The organism is Streptomyces sp. QH1-20 (assembly GCF_041283565.1).
GTDB classification, from domain to species: Bacteria; Actinomycetota; Actinomycetes; order Streptomycetales; family Streptomycetaceae; genus Streptomyces; species Streptomyces syringius.
In genome coordinates this window covers 1,583,771-1,601,331 of sequence record NZ_CP166299.1, presented here as the reverse complement: position 1 = coordinate 1,601,331, position 17,561 = coordinate 1,583,771, and the positions used below count along the sequence as shown (strand labels likewise).

General features: G+C 70.8%; 14 protein-coding genes and 2 pseudogenes. 11 read left to right on the top strand and 5 right to left on the bottom strand.

Annotated elements, in window-relative coordinates; all coding sequences use genetic code 11:
- Positions 1 to 40 precede the first annotated feature (40 nt).
- Together AB8O64_RS07070 and AB8O64_RS07065 are read right to left on the bottom strand one after the other, a co-directional pair.
- Positions 41 to 1,930: an AAA family ATPase gene (locus AB8O64_RS07070; protein ID WP_370423811.1), complete on the bottom strand. Its 1,890-nt coding sequence runs from the start codon at positions 1,928 to 1,930 to the stop codon at positions 41 to 43.
- A 520-nt stretch (positions 1,931 to 2,450) separates the two neighbouring features.
- Positions 2,451 to 3,065: a uridine kinase gene (locus AB8O64_RS07065; protein WP_370418437.1), complete on the bottom strand. Its 615-nt coding sequence runs from the start codon at positions 3,063 to 3,065 to the stop codon at positions 2,451 to 2,453.
- A gap of 107 nt (positions 3,066 to 3,172) precedes the next feature.
- On the opposite strand from AB8O64_RS07065, the gene AB8O64_RS07060 reads away from it, so the two are divergent.
- The 4 genes from AB8O64_RS07060 to AB8O64_RS07045 all read left to right on the top strand — a co-directional run bounded on the left by AB8O64_RS07060 (position 3,173) and on the right by AB8O64_RS07045 (position 9,243).
- Complete coding sequence (locus AB8O64_RS07060; RefSeq protein WP_370418436.1) at positions 3,173 to 4,636, top strand: peptidase C39 family protein; 1,464 nt, start codon at positions 3,173 to 3,175, stop codon at positions 4,634 to 4,636.
- Positions 4,637 to 4,788: 152 nt separating this feature from the next.
- A complete protein-coding gene (locus AB8O64_RS07055; RefSeq protein ID WP_370418435.1) occupies positions 4,789 to 5,463 on the top strand; it encodes a GNAT family N-acetyltransferase in 675 nt (224 codons plus the stop codon).
- Between the two features lie 454 nt (positions 5,464 to 5,917).
- Complete coding sequence (locus AB8O64_RS07050) at positions 5,918 to 6,721, top strand: SAM-dependent methyltransferase (protein ID WP_370418433.1); 804 nt, start codon at positions 5,918 to 5,920, stop codon at positions 6,719 to 6,721.
- Between the two features lie 371 nt (positions 6,722 to 7,092).
- Positions 7,093 to 9,243 (top strand): putative bifunctional diguanylate cyclase/phosphodiesterase, encoded by a 2,151-nt coding sequence (locus AB8O64_RS07045; RefSeq protein WP_370423810.1) that lies wholly within the window; start codon positions 7,093 to 7,095, stop codon positions 9,241 to 9,243.
- A gap of 26 nt (positions 9,244 to 9,269) precedes the next feature.
- Here AB8O64_RS07045 and AB8O64_RS07040 read toward each other — a convergent pair.
- Positions 9,270 to 9,659: pseudogene (locus AB8O64_RS07040) on the bottom strand (DUF779 domain-containing protein); the annotation flags it as partial.
- 382 nt (positions 9,660 to 10,041) lie between these two features.
- Here AB8O64_RS07040 and AB8O64_RS07035 point away from each other — a divergent pair.
- The 3 genes and pseudogenes from AB8O64_RS07035 to AB8O64_RS07025 all read left to right on the top strand — a co-directional run.
- Positions 10,042 to 10,227: pseudogene (locus AB8O64_RS07035) on the top strand (DUF1778 domain-containing protein); the annotation flags it as partial.
- A 23-nt stretch (positions 10,228 to 10,250) separates the two neighbouring features.
- The gene (locus tag AB8O64_RS07030; protein ID WP_370418432.1) at positions 10,251 to 10,637 is read left to right on the top strand and encodes a fic family toxin-antitoxin system, toxin component; all 387 of its coding nucleotides are present in this window, start codon (positions 10,251 to 10,253) and stop codon (positions 10,635 to 10,637) included.
- 89 nt (positions 10,638 to 10,726) lie between these two features.
- Positions 10,727 to 11,488, top strand: coding sequence for a metallophosphoesterase (locus AB8O64_RS07025; protein ID WP_370418430.1), 762 nt, complete (start codon positions 10,727 to 10,729; stop codon positions 11,486 to 11,488).
- Between the two features lie 17 nt (positions 11,489 to 11,505).
- On the opposite strand, the gene AB8O64_RS07020 is transcribed toward AB8O64_RS07025, so the two are convergent.
- Positions 11,506 to 12,306, bottom strand: a complete 801-nt coding sequence (locus AB8O64_RS07020; protein WP_370418428.1) for a phytanoyl-CoA dioxygenase family protein — start codon at positions 12,304 to 12,306, stop codon at positions 11,506 to 11,508.
- A 106-nt stretch (positions 12,307 to 12,412) separates the two neighbouring features.
- Here AB8O64_RS07020 and AB8O64_RS07015 point away from each other — a divergent pair, with 106 nt between their 5' ends.
- The 4 genes from AB8O64_RS07015 to AB8O64_RS07000 all read left to right on the top strand — a co-directional run bounded on the left by AB8O64_RS07015 (position 12,413) and on the right by AB8O64_RS07000 (position 16,125).
- Positions 12,413 to 12,820: a hypothetical protein gene (locus AB8O64_RS07015; protein WP_370423809.1), complete on the top strand. Its 408-nt coding sequence runs from the start codon at positions 12,413 to 12,415 to the stop codon at positions 12,818 to 12,820.
- 289 nt (positions 12,821 to 13,109) lie between these two features.
- The gene (locus tag AB8O64_RS07010) at positions 13,110 to 14,144 is read left to right on the top strand and encodes a hypothetical protein (protein WP_370418426.1); all 1,035 of its coding nucleotides are present in this window, start codon (positions 13,110 to 13,112) and stop codon (positions 14,142 to 14,144) included.
- Positions 14,145 to 14,238: 94 nt separating this feature from the next.
- Positions 14,239 to 14,793, top strand: coding sequence for an EF-hand domain-containing protein (locus tag AB8O64_RS07005; protein WP_370418425.1), 555 nt, complete (start codon positions 14,239 to 14,241; stop codon positions 14,791 to 14,793).
- Positions 14,794 to 14,880: 87 nt separating this feature from the next.
- On the top strand, positions 14,881 to 16,125 hold the full coding sequence (locus tag AB8O64_RS07000) for a cytochrome P450 (RefSeq protein ID WP_370418423.1): 1,245 nt from the start codon (positions 14,881 to 14,883) through the stop codon (positions 16,123 to 16,125).
- A gap of 183 nt (positions 16,126 to 16,308) precedes the next feature.
- Here the strand turns inward: AB8O64_RS07000 and AB8O64_RS06995 are convergent, their stop codons facing one another.
- Positions 16,309 to 17,538, bottom strand: a complete 1,230-nt coding sequence (locus AB8O64_RS06995; RefSeq protein WP_370418421.1) for a cytochrome P450 — start codon at positions 17,536 to 17,538, stop codon at positions 16,309 to 16,311.
- Positions 17,539 to 17,561 lie beyond the last annotated feature (23 nt).

Here is a 17,561-nt window from a genome sequence, read left to right as displayed (position 1 = left end):
GGGCGGGCACGACCTGCGACCGTGCCCGCCCCGCCCGCCCTCACGCGGGCGGGTCCTGCGGGTCGCGGGTCATCGGCCCGCGGCCCGACAGGACCTCGCCGTACGCCTGCATCAGATCCGGCAGCCGCAAGGTGGCCAGGTCGTCGCGGGTCGGCGTGCCCGCGTAGCCCGACAGCCGCAGATCCCGGTAGGCGCAGCTCTTCTCGTACAGGGTGCGCAGGAAGCGGCCGTTGCCCAGCTCGTCGATCCACCCCTGGGCGACCACATGGCCGCTGATGCTGCGCAGCTCCTCCAGGGCCTCCTCGTCCCACTTGTCGCCGTTCTCCCCGGCCAGCACCTCGCCGATGCGGGTCAGCTCCAACGGGCGATAGCTGGGGAAGTCCACCCGGGTGGTGAAGCGGGAACCGAGCCCCGGATTGGCGGCCAGCAGCCGGTCCATGCCCTCCGGGTAACCCGCCAGGATCACCACCAGCCGGTCGCGGTTGTCCTCGGCGCGCTTGAGCAGCACCTGCAACGCCTCGTCGCCGTACGCGTCGCCCTTGCTGTAGCCCGAGTTGGACAGGCTGTACGCCTCGTCGACGAACAGCACCCCGCCGAGCGCCGAGTCGATCAGCTCATTGGCCTTGACCGCGGTCTGGCCGAGGAACTCACCGACCAGGTCGGCGCGCTGCGCCTCGACCAGATGGTCACCGCCCAGCAGCCCGAGGGCGTAGAACACCCGGCCGAGAATCCGGGCGACCGTGGTCTTGCCGGTGCCCGAGGGACCGGAGAAGACGAAATGACGCTTGGGAGGCTGCACGGGCAGCCCCTGACCGGCGCGCAACCGCGCCATGTGCAGCTGCGCGGAGAGCGCCCGCACCTGCCGCTTGACCGGCTCCAGCCCCACCATCCGCTCCAGCTCGGCCAGCGCCTTAGCCAGCAGGACGGGGTCGGAGCGGCCGGGCAGCGGCTGGGTGGTGGGCTGGGCCGGAATGCGGATCTTCTCGCGCACGCCGTCTGCGTCGACCGGCGCGGTGCCGGTGGGCTCCGGGTCCGTACCGGTCAGGACGTCCCGGCCGTCGAGGGTGTCGGGGGCGGCCAGCAGATCGGGGTCGCCGGGAGGATCGACGGGGTCCTGGCCCGAGCCCCCCAGCGGCATGGGGGCGAGGTCGGTGTGGTCGTCCAGACCGTTCCCGTCCGCGATGGCGGTGAGCCGCGCCGAGGTGTCCATGAAGGAGGGGTCCACCCGGTGCACGGCCCGGTAGAGGGGGAGGGCGGCGGCACTGCGCCCGGTCCCCTCGTGGGCACGGGCCAGCCAGTAACGCAGCTCCTTGCGCTGCGGCTGCTCGCTGCGGCAGCGCATCAGCGCGGCGGACAACAGCGGCTCCGCCTGGCCGAACATCTCCAGCCGGACCCGGGCCATGCCGCCGAACAGCCCCGCCTCGATACCCAGCAGCGGATCGCCCAGCAGCGGCTCGGTGTGCCGTACGAGCTGCTCCCAGTCCTTGACGAGATAGGCGCGGCAGGCGTGCAGGAAGCGCACCTGCGGATCCGCCTCGACCGGCGGACAGCCGGCCAGCGCCCGGTCCAGCTCCGGCACATGACGGCCGTCGAGCCAGTGCGAGGCGTGCGCGAGCAGCAGATCGCGGCCGCTCTCCAGTACGGGCTGGACCCACCAGCCGAGCCAGTACCAGGAGTTGAGGGTGCGCCGGTGGCGGGCGCGCTGCTCGCCGAACCGGTCCCGGTGGCGGTACATGCGCAGCAGCGCGGTGGTGGTGTCGGCGCGCAGCGCGTGCAGGCCGAGCCAGGCGTCGGCCATCCCCGGGTCTGCGTGGACCGCGGCCCGGAACTCCTCCTCGGCCTGCGCGTAGGCGCCCATCGTGTAGGCGTCGACGGCGCGCAGCCAGGCGAGATCGGCCGGGGCGGGTGGGCCCTGCATGCCGAAATCCATCACGTCCCCCACAAACCGTTCCCCCGTAGCGTGCTGCCGGGCGAGTACCTGGCGCGCCTTTCCGAACCGCTGTGCTGTGGACGGGAGTTGACCAGTGTGCCAGTGCACCCGCCGATAGGTGCACCGACTCGCATCGTACCTGCGCAGGCGGCATCGGCCGAAGGGTGGCGCACCGCCGATCGCGGCATGATCGCGGCGTGAAAGCGATCCCGCGGTGAAGGGCCGACAGGGGTCGGGGCCGGGAAGCGGTCCGGAATGCGGTCACTCAGGGTGACGCGTGGTGAGTGAACGATGGCGCAAAGCGCCCAAATCGCCAGGGTGGAGGTGGTACGAAGCCCCCGATCACGGGGGAACAACCGGGGGCCTCGCGTCCGCAGGCGGCCTGCGTGGGCCGCACATTGAGAACGTAAGTCCTGTACGCCCCCTCGGTCAAGCGAAGTTGAGGCACTCGGCGGGGATCGGCCGGGGGTGTCGGGCAAGGCGACCGCCGATGGTCACGGACGGTGACGATCCGGGGAGCTCAAGGGGATCCATGGGGCCCCGGCAGCACCTCGTACCCCTCCAGACTCTGGTGCACCAGGAGTTCCGCATACGGGCGCGTGGGGTCGGCCGTGAAATGTTCGCGCTCCGCTCGCTTCCAGCCGTCCCAGAATGTGGACATGCCGGGGCCGTCGCGAAGTTGACCCCGCTCCCAGGAGCTCACATCCGTCAACTCCATCCACATCAGGCACGCCAGATACGGCCTCAGCGCCCGGCGCCCCGCCCCGACCCCCTCGACGATCACCACCGGCGCCGGGGCCAGCTCCCGCTCGCCCGCGAACCGCCGCGCGACCCAGTCGTAGGTGCGGTAGCGAGCGGTCTCCCCACGGGAGAGGGGAGCCAGAATCCATGCGTCCAGCCGGTCGGACCAGTCGAAGAGCTCCTCATGAGTGGCGAGATCGTCCAGATGGAGTACGGGGGCGCCGCCCAGCGCCGCCGCGAGCCGGCCGCTGAAGGTCGTCTTCCCCGACCCCGCGTGCCCGTCCACGGCGACGAGCCGCACCGGCCCGACGGACGGGGGCAGCGCCCGGAGCCGACGCGCCAGGGCGTCGAGCGCGGGCGGGGTGGGCGGGCCGGGGCGAAGAGGATCGTTCACCGGACCACCCTAGGGCGGCTCGGGGGCATCGGAGCGCGGCCACGGCTCGCGCACAGCGGAACCGGCTCGCGGTATTGGGGACGCGCCCCACGGGGAATCACTGGCGCATGTCGCCGAAGCCCAGCAGACCCACGCCCGCCGGTCAGCCCCCGACCCCTCCCGACTCACCCACCCTTCCCGCCTCTCTCGACCCTCCCGCCCCGCGCCGCAGTGTGCTCGCCGCCGCCCTCGGGGTCGCGGCGGCCGCGACGGTCGCGGCCGCGTCCTCCCTCACGGCCGTCACCCCCGCGTTCGCGGCCGCCCCCGGGGACGGCCCCAGGGCCGGGGCGCCCTCCGTCGACTACCACGCCTGGACGACCCTCGCCGACTGGCGGCGCGGCCGGGCCGCGGGCACCCGGGTCCGGTCGGGGACCCGCCCCGGCGTGGTCATCGACCGCCCCGTCGGCACCTTCGAGTACACCGACCCGCACACCCACACCACGGCCACCTGGGAGTACGCCACATGGACCGCACCGGTCCGCGTCCTGCCCACGCCCGCGACCGAACTGATCGCCTCCTGGAACGCCCGCACCCCCGCCGGCACCTGGCTCCAGGTCGAGCTGCGCGGCGCCTACACCGACGGCACGGCGACCCCCTGGTACGTCCTCGGCCGGTGGACCTCCGGTGACGCGTCCGGCGACATCCGGCGCACCTCCGTCGACGGACAGGGCGACGGCAGGAGCAACGTCTCCACCGACACCCTCGCCATCGACAAGCCCGAGAGCGGACTGCGCTTCGTCTCCTACGAGCTGCGTCTCACCCTCCACCGCAGGCCGGGCACCGATCTCACGCCGACGGTCTGGCGGCTCGGCGCGATGGGCTCCGACATCCCCGACCGCTTCACGGTGCCCGCCTCGCGGCCGGGGGAGGGGGCGGGGCGGACGCTGGCGGTGCCGCGCTACTCGCAGGAGATCCACAAGGGGCAGTACCCCGAATACGACAACGGCGGCGAGGCGTGGTGCAGCCCGACCTCCTCGCAGATGGTCCTCGAGTACTGGGGCCGCGAGCCCACCGCCGAGGACCTCGCCTGGGTCAACCCCGCCTACGAGGACCCGCAGGTCTGCCACGCGGCCCGCTTCACCTACGACTACCAGTACGCCGGGTGCGGCAACTGGCCCTTCAACGCCGCGTACGCCGCCACGTACCGCGACATGCAGGGCCTGGTCACCCGGCTGCGGTCGCTGCGCGACGTCGAGAAGCTGATCCGCGCGCGGATCCCCGTGATCACCTCCCAGTCCTTCCTGGCCTCCGAGCTCGACGGCGCGGGGTACGGCACGGCGGGCCATCTGATGTGTGTCGTCGGCTTCACCGAGGCGGGCGACGTGATCGCCAACGATCCGGCGAGCCCGTCGAACGCGGCCGTCCAACGCGTCTACCCACGCCGCCAGTTCGAGAACATCTGGCTGAGGACCAAGCGCTACAACGCGCAGGGCCAGGTCAGGAGCGGTACGGGCGGCGTCTGTTACCTCTACTTCCCGACGCACCCGGCGTCACGGCAGCTCGCGGCCCTGGCCGAACTCGGCATTCGCTGAGGGCGAGTTGCCGCGTTCCCCCCTCCTGGACGGCCATCTGGCCGCTGACGGCATTCGGGCATCCGTACGATCGTCGCGACGCATGCGCATCACGGCACCACCCGTATCGCAGGCGTCACTTCATTCTTACGGTGCTGGAGGGGAACGCAACCATGAGTCGGGTCACCACTGTCCTGCCGGGCGTCTTGCCGGGAATCCGTCGGGCCCGGAAGGAGGAGAGGGAGGAGATCAGCCGGCTGCTGGGCGAGGCGTTCATGGCGGACCCGGTCAGTGGCTGGGTCTTCCCGGACGAGGAGCACCGGCGGGCCGTCCATCCGCGCTTCTTCGGCGTGTTCCTGGACGCGGCGCTGCGCGACGGCTGGGTCGATGTGATGGAGGACCACTCGGCGGCCGCGCTGTGGCTGCCGATGATGGTGGGGGAGACGGCCGGTGACGGTGCCGGGGATGGCTCCGGCGGTGCTTCCGGTGGTGGTGAGGACGACGGCCACGACGAGATGACCGAGGCGCTGGCGGCCGCGGACCCGGGCAACGAGCGCACCCGGATCGTGGGCGAACTGACGGCGCTCGCCCACCCGACGGACCGGTCGCACTACTACCTGCCGAACATCGTCGCCGCCCCCGGCCGCACGGGCGAGGGACGGGGCAGCGCGCTCCTGGAGGCCGTGCTCGAGCGTTGCGACCGGGAGGGCATGCCCGCGTATCTGGAGGCGAGCAACACACGGAGCAAGGCGCTGTACGAGCGCCACGGCTTCGTCTTCACGGGCAGGACCGTCGACCTGCCGGACGGCCCGTCTATGTGGCCGATGTGGCGGGAGCCGCGCGGCTGACACCCGGGTGCGCGTCCCCGGCCGGGACGGTGGTCGACCACAGGCGAGCCCCCGGGCCGGGCGGCCGACCACGGGTGTCCCCGGCCGGGGTGTCGGTGCGGCGCCCCGTCGATGCCCGGCCTTGGGGTACCCCCGCACGCCTGTCACCTCGCCCCTTCATATGATCATTTTGGTGATGTGATCGATGATGTGGTTCATAACGTGATGGATCACGCACACCGACGCACCGAGAAGTGATGCCGAGGGCCCGCGGGCCGTGTGGAGAACACCCGATGAGGGAGACGCATGTCACGCGTGTGGGTGGTTTCGCACGGCCCCCGAAGACGCACTCGCGGGGGGTGCGGAAAAGCGGTGGCCGAATGCGGACCGCCGATTTCCGCTTGCTTCTTCCATTCGAACGAACGATCAGTAGCCTCTGCTCAAGACCCCTGCGATGAGCTGGAGAGACCGACTGATGGAGCGTCCACTCTGGGCCCCTCATGGCATCGACCTGTCCGTGCCGAGCGTGTCCCGCATCTACGACTACTACCTGGGCGGCTCGCACAACTTCGAGGTCGACCGTGAGGCCGGACGACGGGCCGTCGAGGCTTTTCCGGGGCTGCCGAAGATCATGCAGGCCAACCGGGCCTTCATGCGACGCGCCGTGCGGTACGCCGTCGACCAGGGCGTGACCCAGTTCCTCGACATCGGCTCCGGCATACCGACGTTCGGCAACGTCCATGAGATAGCGCGGGCCGCGGCCCCCGAGGCACGGGTCGTGTACGTCGACCACGACCCGGTCGCCGTCGCGCACAGCCGGGCCGTGCTGGCGGGGGACGAGCGGACCGATATCGTCGCCGCCGATCTGCGGGCGCCGCATGACATCCTGGCCGCCGACGAGGTGGCCCGGCTGCTGGACCTGCGCCGGCCGGTCGCGTTGCTGCTCGTCGCCGTGCTCCACTTCATGGAGGACCGGGACGAGCCCTGGAAGGCGGTGGCCGAGCTGCGTGACGCGCTCGCGCCGGGCAGTCTGCTGGTCCTGTCCCACGCGTCGACCGACGGGGGGCCGATGAAGCCGGAAGAGGGGGAAGAGGTGCAGGGTGTCTACCGCAGGGTCGGCTCCCCGCTGCTGATGCGCTCGAAGGGGGAAGTGGCGGGGTTCTTCGACGGGTTCGAGATGGTCGAGCCGGGCCTGGTGCCCATCTCGGCCTGGCGGCCCGACGCGGACGACGACTCGCCCGACTGCGCCGGTTACGCGGGAGTGGGGCGCAGACCGTGACCATGACGCCGGGCGTCAGAACGCCGGTCGGGGGCGGCGCGGGGAGAAGCGGTACGCAGGTCCGTACCGGGGCCGGGAAGACGGCTCTGGACGAGGGCGTGGACATAGCCGTGGATAAGGCCGTGAACAGGACGATGGACAGGGCAACAGGCGGTAAGACGGGCAGGTCCGGCGGGGGCGGGACGTGGGAGGGCGGCATCGGGGCGCAACCCGACGGAAGCGGGAAGGGGGGCGGGGTGGGAATCCGGGGCAAAGGCGCGGGTGCCGCGCGTTCCCACGGCGTCGCCGCACCCGGCGACGCCACGGCATCCGGTGACGCGAGCGGGTCCGGTGACGCGGGCAGGTCGCACGACGCGGGCAGGCCCGGTGACGTGACCGGGTCCGGCGACATCGCCGTGAGGGACGACCGTCTCCGGCGGTTCGCGGCGATCTGGAGCCGGGCCGTCTACCCGGCCACGACGACGTCCATGACGCGCGCCGAGTTCGAGGACCACCTCGTCCCGCTCGCGGGCCGGCTCAGCGAGACGCTGCGCGCCCAGCCCTTCGACCCCCGGCCCGCCGCCGAGGTGGGCGTCGCCATGGTCCAGGCGCACTGCACCGACCCCGACGCCCTTCCGCTGATCCTCAACGTCATCGACGCCTATCTGGTGCTGTACTGCCCGCCCGACGACGCCATGCCCGCCGAGGAGAGCCGCGCCCGCTGCTCCCGCCTCCAGCACGCCGTGGCCGCGGGCTTCGCCCGTGCCCTGCGTGAGCGCACCCTCGCCGAGCAGGAGGCGATCTCCCGCGCCGCGCTCGCCGCGGCGGCCGAGACCGAGCGGGCCCTGCACACGAGCGAGGCCCGGTTCCGCGCGGTGTTCGAGGGCGCGGCCATCGGCGTCGGCATCGCCGACGTCAAGGGCCGCATCACGGACGTCAACGAAGCCCTCACCCGGATGTTCGGCAGCATGGAGCACCATGTGCGGGGCCGCAACGTCGGTGAGATGGTGCACCCCGACGACTCACCCGAAGTCTGGGGCCTGTACCGGGAGCTGGTCCGCGGCGACCGCGACCGCTACCGCGTCGAGAAGCCGTACTACCGCACCGACGGCAGCGTCCTCTGGGCCGATCTCACGGTCTCCCTGCTCCGTGACGCCGCGGGCGAGCCCCAGTACCAGCTCGCGCTCCTGGAGGACATCACCGAGCGCCGTGTGCTGCACGAGCGGCTGCGCTACGAGGCCACGCACGACGCCCTCACCGGCCTGCCCAACCGCACCCTGTTCTTCGAGCGCCTCGACCGGGCCCTCGAACCAGGCGGCGACGGCGCCCGCTTCGGCCTGTGCTACCTCGACCTCGACGGCTTCAAGGCCGTCAACGACAGCCTCGGCCACGCGGTCGGCGACCGACTGCTCCTCGCCGTCGCCGAACGGCTGCGGTCCTGTGCCACCGAGCCGGACGAACTCGTCGCCCGCCTGGGCGGCGACGAATTCGTGGCCCTGGTCACCGGGCCCGCCGCGCAGAGCGACGTGACCGCCCTCGCCCGCCGGATGCTGGCCGCCCTCGCCGAGCCCGTGACCATCGACGGCCGCGACCTGTCCGTACGGGCGAGCATAGGCATCGTCGACGGACCGGCCGGTGAACTGGGCGCCGCGGAGGTGCTGCGCAGCGCCGACATCACCATGTACCGCGCCAAGGCCGCCGGCGGCAACCGCTACGAGCTCGCCGACGCCGACTCCGACGCCCGCGTCATCGCCCGGCACAGCCTCACCAACTGCCTGCCGGCGGCGCTCGACAACGGTGAGTTCTTCATCGAGTACCAGCCGCTGGTACGGCTCACCGACGGCACCGTGCGCGGCGCCGAGGCGCTCGTCCGCTGGCTGCACCCCCTGCACGGGGTCCTCGGCCCGGACCAGTTCATCCCGCTCGCCGAGAGCACCGGCCTCATCGTGCCGCTCGGCCGCTGGGTGCTGGAGGAAGCCGCCCGACAGGCCCGTGCCTGGCGCAGCGAGGGCATGTGCCGGGGCCCGATGCGGGTCAACGTCAATCTCTCCCCGTCCCAGCTCCGCTACCCCTCCCTCGTCCCCGACACGGTCGCGGTCCTGAAGAACGCCGGCCTGGACCCCTCGGCCCTCTGTCTGGAGGTCACCGAGAACGCGCTCATCGGCGCCGACGAGGAAGAGCTGCGCCCCTTGCGCCAACTCGCCGACATGGGCGTCGACATCGCCCTCGACGACTTCGGCACGGGCTACTCCAACCTCTCCTACCTGCGCCGGCTCCCCGTCAGCACCCTCAAGCTCGACCGTTCGTTCACCCGCGGCATGCAGTGCTCACCCGCGGACCCGGTCGACGTGAAGATCGTGGAGGGCATCGTCTCGCTCGCCCACACCCTCGATCTGTCGGTCACGGTCGAGGGCGTGGAAACCGGGATACAAGCCGACCACCTCCGGTTACTCGGTTGCGACACCGCGCAGGGCTGGTACTACGCCCGCCCCGGCCCGCCGGAACGCCTCCACACGCTCTCGCACGTGGACGCGACCACGTGAGGGCCCCGAGCGTCCAGTAACCGGGTCTCCTCATCGGTCAGCAACCGCGACCGGATCAGAAACCGCACCCCTTCGGGGGCCTCGAGCGAGAATCCGCTGCCGCGCCCGGGCACCACATCCACCGTGAGGTGGGTGTGGCGCCACCGCTCGAACTGGTCGGCCGACATCCAGAACCCGACCGCCTCCGCGACCCCCTCGACGTCCAACTCCGCGAGCAGCACATCGGACGCACCCGTACGGAACTCTCCCCGCGGGTAACACATCGGCGAGCTGCCGTCACAACACCCCCCGGACTGATGGAACATCAGCGGCCCGTGCTCGGCACTCAGCCGCCGCAGCAACCGTGCCGCGCCCGGCGTGAGCGCGATCCGGGAGACGCCGGTGTCCGTGGACCCCGTCGGACGTATCGAGCTCATCGCGCACCCCTCCTCCAGCCGGCCCGACCCCCCGCCGGGCACCCCGACAGCCTGCCCCGGACGCCGCGCTGATCGCCAGGGGCAGGAAGATGGCGGCCACCTCTTGACTTGGGCGAAATGGGGAGGAAAATAGCAAATACACCAGAAAACCAGAGCGAGCCGCACCGTCGGCGAAGACGTTCGTCGGCGAGCGTGACCACTTGTTGGCTCTGGCCAGGCCCCCGGCAGGTCCGCCCGATCCCGGAGCGTTCAGCGACGGCTGAAACTCAGGGGATGGAGATGGACTGCCGGGGACTGCCTTGTGCGGAGCCCCTGCGAGGAAGTGCCCACGGCTTCATGTGGTACCGCTGGTACCGTAGGTACCGTGTCGGAGCCCAAGGCCATGAATCTGCGCTTCCCTGATCCTGAGCAGCGAGCCGCTATCGCGGCCGCGGCGAAGCAGGAGGGGGTGAGCATGCAGGAGTACATCCTTTCCGCCGCCTACGCCCGTGCGACCGCCGTCGAGCAGCGCTTCCTCGACGGCTTCAAGGAGTCGATGGCCCGCAGCCGCGAGGCTTTCGCCGCCGAGCAGCAGGAGCGGGGCCACACCGCGTGAACCGGCCCGAACCGCAGCACCGGCTCGACGTCACGTTCCTGCTGCACGCCGCCGACCTGCTCGACGGCGATCCCCGAGTCGACGACTACGGACCGCTCTACGCCGCGGTCGCGCGTGTCAACGCCCGGGCCGTGAACCGTGACATCTACGGGTCCCTCCATCTCAAAGCAGCGGCACTGCTCCAGACCCTGGCGAGACTCCCGTGCCTGGAGCACTCCAACGAGGCCTTCGCCTGGCACTGCGCCGAGGCATTCCTCGCCCTGAACGGACAGCGACTCGACTACCCGCCCAAGGCGGCGGTGGCGCTGGTCAGAGACGCCGCTTCCGGCACACTCGGCGTCGCCCCGGTGGCCGAAGAGTTGCGCGGCTGGACCATCACCTGAGCGACGGCCTCCGGCCCGGCCTGGGGTCGCGGCTACGCGGGAAGCGAACGGATCCATCTCCAGCCGGGCGTCATTCCACAGTAGTGACCATGCTGAGCCACGTAGCTGTCCTCTCTGACATCCACGGAGTCCTGCCCGCCCTGGAGGCGGTGCTCGACGAGCCGGACGTGCGCGCCGCGGACCGCATCGTGCTCACCGGCGACATCACAGCCGGCCCGCAACCGACCCAGGTCCTGGACCTACTGACCGGGCTCGGAGACCGCGTCGTCTGGATCAGTGGGAACGCCGATCGCGAACTGCTCGAATACCGCCGCGGCCGACGCGACGCCATTGCGGACCCCATCGCACCCTGGGCCGCCGAGCAGCTACGCGAGGATCACCTCGCTCTGCTCGCCCGCTTGCCGACGTCACTCACCCTGACCCTGCGGGGCATGGGGAAGGTGTTGTTCTGCCACGCCACCCCTCGGGACGACGAGGAAGTCGTCCTCGTCGACTCGAGCCTCGACCGCTGGCAGGAGGTATTCGGCGCCCTCGACGCCGACATCCGTACCGTCGTCCTCGGACACACCCATATGCCCTTCGTCCGTCTCGCCCATGGCCGGCTCGTCATCAACCCCGGCAGCGTCGGCATGCCCTACGGGCGGACCGGAGCCCACTGGGCTCTCCTGGGTCCGGGCGTCGAACTACGGACCACGAACTTCGACATCGAGGCCGCCATCGCCCAAGCCACCCGGAACTCGGCCTATCCAGAAATCACCGAGTGGGCCGACTGCTTCCTCCGAGCCCGTGCCACCGATGCAGACGCCCTCGGAGCCTTCGGCCCCCGGGACGGACGCGGTATCACCCCATGACGACTACGTGATCGATGTCAGAGCGGAGCCCCAGGCTGCCGGCCGGGGGTCTGCTGTCCCAGGCCCCGACGGATCGCGATCTCCACGGGTGAGTACGCACCGTCGGCCCGCTCCAGTTCGTACGGCGCGGCCGGCATCAGCGGGGGCTGGGCCATGAAGCGCGGCCGCACACCATGGTGCGGTTGCGCCGCGTGCACCAGGAACGGATGGCACAGGAAGACGTCGCCCGGGGACCCGGTGGCGAGGGCGACGGGGCGGTGGTCGGACGCCGCCACGAGATCGGGTGCGAGAGCCAGCCCGCTCGCCCCGTCCTCCCCGTACTTCTCCAGCACTTTCGGCACGTCGAGGTGTGAGCCGACCCGGATCCGGGTCGGGGCGTCCTCTTCACCGACCTCGCTGAACAGGAACAGCATCAGCAGCGCCCGGCCCCGGGAGCGCAGATTTGTGAAGTACCAGCTCTCGCCCTCCGGCAGATAGCTCCCCTCGATGTGCCAGCCCGCGTCGTCCGGCTCCTCCTCGTGCGGGAAGCGCAGCGGGAAGGTGCCCAGTGAGTAGCGCGGCTCCCAGCGTCCCGCGCCGACGAGCAGGTCGTACGCGCGGTGCAGGAAAGGCGAGTTGGGTGCGGCGGCGAACGGCCCCTGCGCCATGCCTGCCACCCAGTGCACGGGCCGCGTCCACGTCGCCGGATCGTCCGGGTCGCAGCCCGTCTCTCGCCACAGCAGCCGCGCGCAGTCCGCGGCCACGCGCGGCGCGACGGCGCCCTCCAGTTTCACGAAGCCGTCGCGGAGGAAGCGGGATACCAAGTTCGTGTCATCCATGCCCCCATCGTGCGGCGACACCGGTCCTGATCACCCGACATTCTCCGCACCGCTTTTGTCGGGTGCTCATCGAGCCGGGGCGTGACACTGTTTGGCTGTGCCAGAGATGACGAGTGGGTTGGAGGCGGCCTTGGCTGAGGCGTCGTCTCCTTCGTGGACGCGACGTGTTCGTGCCGGGCGGGACCTTGCTTCCTTCATTGACGTTCCTGAGGCCGCGGACACGCTGTTGGGGCTGCTGCTGGACGCCGAGAACACGGCGGTGACCCGACAGACGGCAGAGGCCCTGGCCCGGGCGGGGACGGTGGCCGCCATAAGGCTCATCGCTCTCGCGGTTGCGGAGGCTGACGACAACCACGCCGACTGGTTGCAGACCGGAGTGCATGACGCGCTCGTGGGGCCGGGCGGTGTACCGGACGTCGCAGCGGCCTGCGGGAAGCTCGCCCGCGACCCGGAAAAAGCTGTCCGTCGGGGTGCCGCAGACATCTCGGCATGGACAGACGACACGAGGTGTTGATCTGCATGGACCTGCCTGTGAGTGGTTGATACAGCCATGCCAGGCGCGGCTCGATCCGCTCTCACAGTTCATCCGCCCCCACGAGCCGGACAACGCTCAACCCGGCCGTCGGACAGGGCCAGTAGCCCCAACCGGCTTCATCCAGTCAGCCGTTGTAGGCCCGCTGCGTGAGGAGCCGCGGCGGGGGCGACCCGGCAGGCACATGATTTCGGATGGCGGTTCGGGGTTGCGGCGCCGTGTTCGCGGAGAGTGATGGATCACACACGCAGCGCGACAGAAAGTGGTCCCCATGCAGAGCAGCATGCCGATGCCCATGCCTTCCGAGCTCGCGGTTCCCGAGATCTGGTGTCCCATCCCGGTGCGGGTTCACCCCGAGTCGGCGACTGCCGAGGAGCGGCTGCTGGCCTGGTGTCTGGAGCATGACCTGTTGCGCTCGGAGGCTGCGATCGAGCGCTTCAAGGGGTGCCGGTACGGAACTTTCGTCGCCTACACCTATCCCGATGTAGTGGATCTGGACCTGATGTGCCAGTGGAACGCCGTCAACTTCCTCCTCGATGACCTGATCGACGAGACCGCTCCTGCGGACGGGCTGGACCTGGCCCGGGGGTTGCTGGCGCAGCTGACCGTCGGCGTCCCGCTGCCCGAGGCGCCGAAGCCCGCTTCTCCGCTGGAGGCCGCTCAGCGTGACATCTGGGAGCGGGCCGCCTCCCGGCGCAGCCTGGACTGGCAGCTGCGGGTGGTGGGTCACACCCGTGACTGGCTGGCGTCCACCGTGCTGCAGTCGACCCGCCACGGCGCGGACGCGATCCCTTCGACGGAAGCGTTCTGTCGTTCGCGCCGGCTGCACTCGGGGCAGACGATGTCGCTGGACTACATCGAGGCCGGTCTGGATCGGGAGCTCCCGGCGGACCTGGCCAACAGTGACCCCTACCGGGAGATGGTCGCCGCGGTCAACGATGCCATCGGCTGGCACAACGACGCCTTCTCCGTGGAGAAGGAACTCGCACGTGGCGACTACGACTTGCTTCCCGCGGTGCTGGCGCACAACGAGAAGATGCCGTGGCCGCAGGCCATCGCCCGCACCGGCACCATGTCCGAGGCGGCCACCCGGGAATTCGTCGGTGCCGCCGAGGATCTGCGCGCGATGGGGCCGCTGTTCGCCAGTGCTCCCGGCTCGATCGAGGACGCCATCACGTGGTACGGGGCCTGGCTGTCGGGCAGCCTGCACTGGCACCGCAGGTCGGGGCGGTACAGCGACGTGGTCGTCGTCGCGGCCGGTGAAATGCCGGCCCACATCGAGCCGCACCTGACCGCGGCCGCCTGAGGGCGCGTGGGGCCGCGCCGGCGAGGCGTCCTCACATCATATGAGTAACCCGGTGTGACGGATCAGTCACCTGGAGTCATGTTCAATGGATCGTATGCAGACGAAGCTGAGGGACTGGAAGCTCAAGAGGATGTTCGCGCTCTACGACGTCGACGGGGACGGTCTCCTCGATGAGCAGGACCTGCGCACGTACGCCGAGCAGATCGCCGGCCGCCTGGACGCCGGCACCGCCGGAGCCCACAAGCTCGGGCAGGCACTCACCGACTGGCACCAGCTGGTGGCCGCGGCCGCCGGCAGCGCGGCCGGTGAGAGCCTGGACGAGAACCGGTGGATCAACGCGGTAGAGGCACTGGGCGCGTCCGGGGAAGCGGCACCGAAAGCGGCGTCCTCCCGCACCGTCACCGCGCTGCTCGATCTCATCGACACCAACAGCGACGGAGTCCTCAGCAGCGAGGAGTTCGAGCGCTTCTACTGGTCGTTCGGCGGCACCAGCGAGCAGGCGGCCACCGCGTTCGCCCTGCTGGACCGCAACGGCGACGGCGTCATCGACGTCGAGGAATTCCTCCTCGCCTCCCACGAGCACATGTTCAGCGACGACCCCGACGCCAAGGGGAACTGGCTGCTCGGTCCGCCCGACGAGCAGGCGTGACCCCCTGAGCACCACCCGCGGCCCCGGCCTGCTCCCAGGCCGGGGCCGCACACCTGCCCGTATCCCTCCCCGTCCTGGAGGCTCCCCGTGCCCGCTTCCCCTGCCCCCTTCACCTTTCCCGCCCCCGGAGAACTCCTCCCCGACACCCTCGCCCGCCTCCGCTCCCACGCCCCCGTCACCCTTGTCGAACTCCCCGGCGGCGTCCGCGCATGGGCCGTGACCGGCCACGAGGCACTCGCCGAACTCCTGGCGGGCGACCACAAAACCGTCACCAGAAACCCCCGGCACTGGACCGCTCTCCACAACGGTGACGTTCCCGCCGACTGGCCCCTGCTCCCGCTCTTCCAGGGCGAACACCTCCAGGTCCAGGACGGAGCCGCCCACCGGCGCCTGCGCTCACTGCTCGGCCGCGCGTTCACCCCTGCCCGGGCCCAAGCGCTGGCCCCGCGCATCGAGGAGACGGCCGCCGCCCTCCTCCAGGCCATGGCGGCCGCCGGCACGGAGGCAGACCTGGTCACCGACTTCACCGAACCTCTGCCGATCGCCGTGATCTGCGCCCTGTACGGGGTGCCCGCCGCCGACCGGGCACAGTTCCGCCCCTGGGCCCACGTACTGATCGGCCACGACAGCACCGCCGAACAGTCCGCGGACGCCCACCAGGCCATGTACGCCTACCTCGCCGAACTCGTCGAACGCAAGCGCCGCGAGCCCGGCGACGACCTCACCAGCCAGCTGGTCCGCGTCCGCGACGAGAACGGCACTCTGTCCGACACCGAACTGGTCGCCAACCTCTGGCTGATGCTCATGGCCGGCCACGAAACCACCGTCCACCTGCTCGGCCAGGCCATCCTGGCCCTGTGCACCGACCCCAAGCAGCGCGCCCTGGCGCTCTCGGAAGACCGCTGGGCGGACGTGGTGGAAGAGACGCTCCGCAGGCACCCACCCTTCCAGGCATCACCGTTCCGGTATGCACTGACGGACCTGACCCTGGCGGGCGTCGACATCGCCGCGGGCGATGCCTTGCTGGTCGGCTACGGCGGTGCGGGCACCGACCCCGCACGCTACGGACCCCGGGCCGACCACTTCGACCTCACCCGCGAGCAGACCGGACACCTCTCCTTCGGCCACGGCCCCCACTACTGCATCGGCGCCCAGCTCGCCCGCCTCGAAGGACGCATCGCACTGTCCGCACTCTTCACCCGATTCCCGGACCTGCAACTGACCCTCACACTCGACCAGATCCCCTACTCGCCGTCCTTCATCACCTACGGACCGCTCTCCCTGCCCACCCGACTGGCGCCGACGCCGGCTTCCGCAGCCACGAGGAACTGAGACGCCAGCCCATCGACGCGCTGCCGGACAAGGAGCAGGCCGGGGTCACGGACAGACCATGCCCATCCCCGGCCCTGCCCGATGCCCGGCCGGGACTACGCCGCACTCGAGCGGAAGGCGCTCGACGGTCACAAGGGGGTGACCTGACGGCAGCGACCAGGCAGGCCTCACCACCTCATCGGGTCACCGCGCCTTGAGGGCGACGGGCACGCTGCATACGCCGCCCAGGAAGTTCGAGTAGATGCGGGCGGGTTCACCCGCGGGTTCGAGGTCGGCGACGAGGTCGCGCAGGGCTTCGAGCACGGCGCCGATCTCCAGACGGGCCAGATGCGAACCGAGGCAGAAATGCGCGCCGCCGCCGAGGGCGACGTGCTTGTTCGGCGACCTCGACAGCACGAAGTCATCGGGACGGTCGAAGGCCTTCTCGTCCCTGTTGGCCGACACGTTCCAGAGTGTCACGATGTCGCCGGCCCGGATGTCCGCGCCACCGATGGCGCAGTCGCGCAGGGCCATGCGCGCCATGTGCATGGACGGGGTGGTCCAGCGCAGCACTTCGTCCACGGCGGCTTCGACCGTGGCCTCACCGGACTGCCATGCCCGCCACTGCCCGGGGTTCTCCAGGAACGCGAGGACCGCTCCGCCGATGGCCATCCGGGTGGTCTCGCCGCCACCGAGGATGAGGCTGTAGCAGTTGAAGACGATCTCGTCGTCGGTGAGTCCGTCACCGTTCACGTGCGCCGATGTGAGGAGGGTGACGATGTCGTCGGCCGGAGCGGTCCGCCGCCCTTCGGAGAGGTTGGCGAAGTAGTACAGGACCTCGTTCTTCGCCCGCCAGGCGGCGGCGGGCGTCAGGGTGGGGGTTTCGGAGGCCACCATGGTGGAGGTGAGGGCGAAGATGCGCTCCCGGTCGTGGATCGGGACGCCCAACAGGTCGCAGATCGCCGCGAGGGGGATCTCCTTGGCGACGTCCACGGCGAAGTCGCAGGTGCCGCGCTCCAACGCCTCGCCGATGAGCCGGCGGGCCATCGCGCGGATGCGCAGCCCCAGCGCTTCCAAGCCGCGCAGGGAGAAGGTCTTGGTGAGGACCTGGCGTACGTCGCTGTGCCGGGCGCCGTCGGTCAGTGACAGCATGCGCCGTCCGGCCGAGTCGCCACCGCCCCGCAGCGCGTCGAGCACGTTCCCTCGTTCGGAGGTGAGGTTCTTGGTGTCCCGGTAGGCCGCGGTGATGTCGTGATGGGTGGTCAGCATCCAGTAGCCGGCCAGGCCGTCGCCCGGTGGCTGCCGACGGACCGGTTCGTGGGTGCGCAAGTGGCGCCACACCTCGGTGAGGTCACGCGTCGCGTGCAGCACGCGGTCGGCGAAGTCGAGACGGTCCAGCTCCTCGGGGGGCACGACCGGGCGGAACGGGGGCATGGCGGGCTGTCTCCTTCCGATCG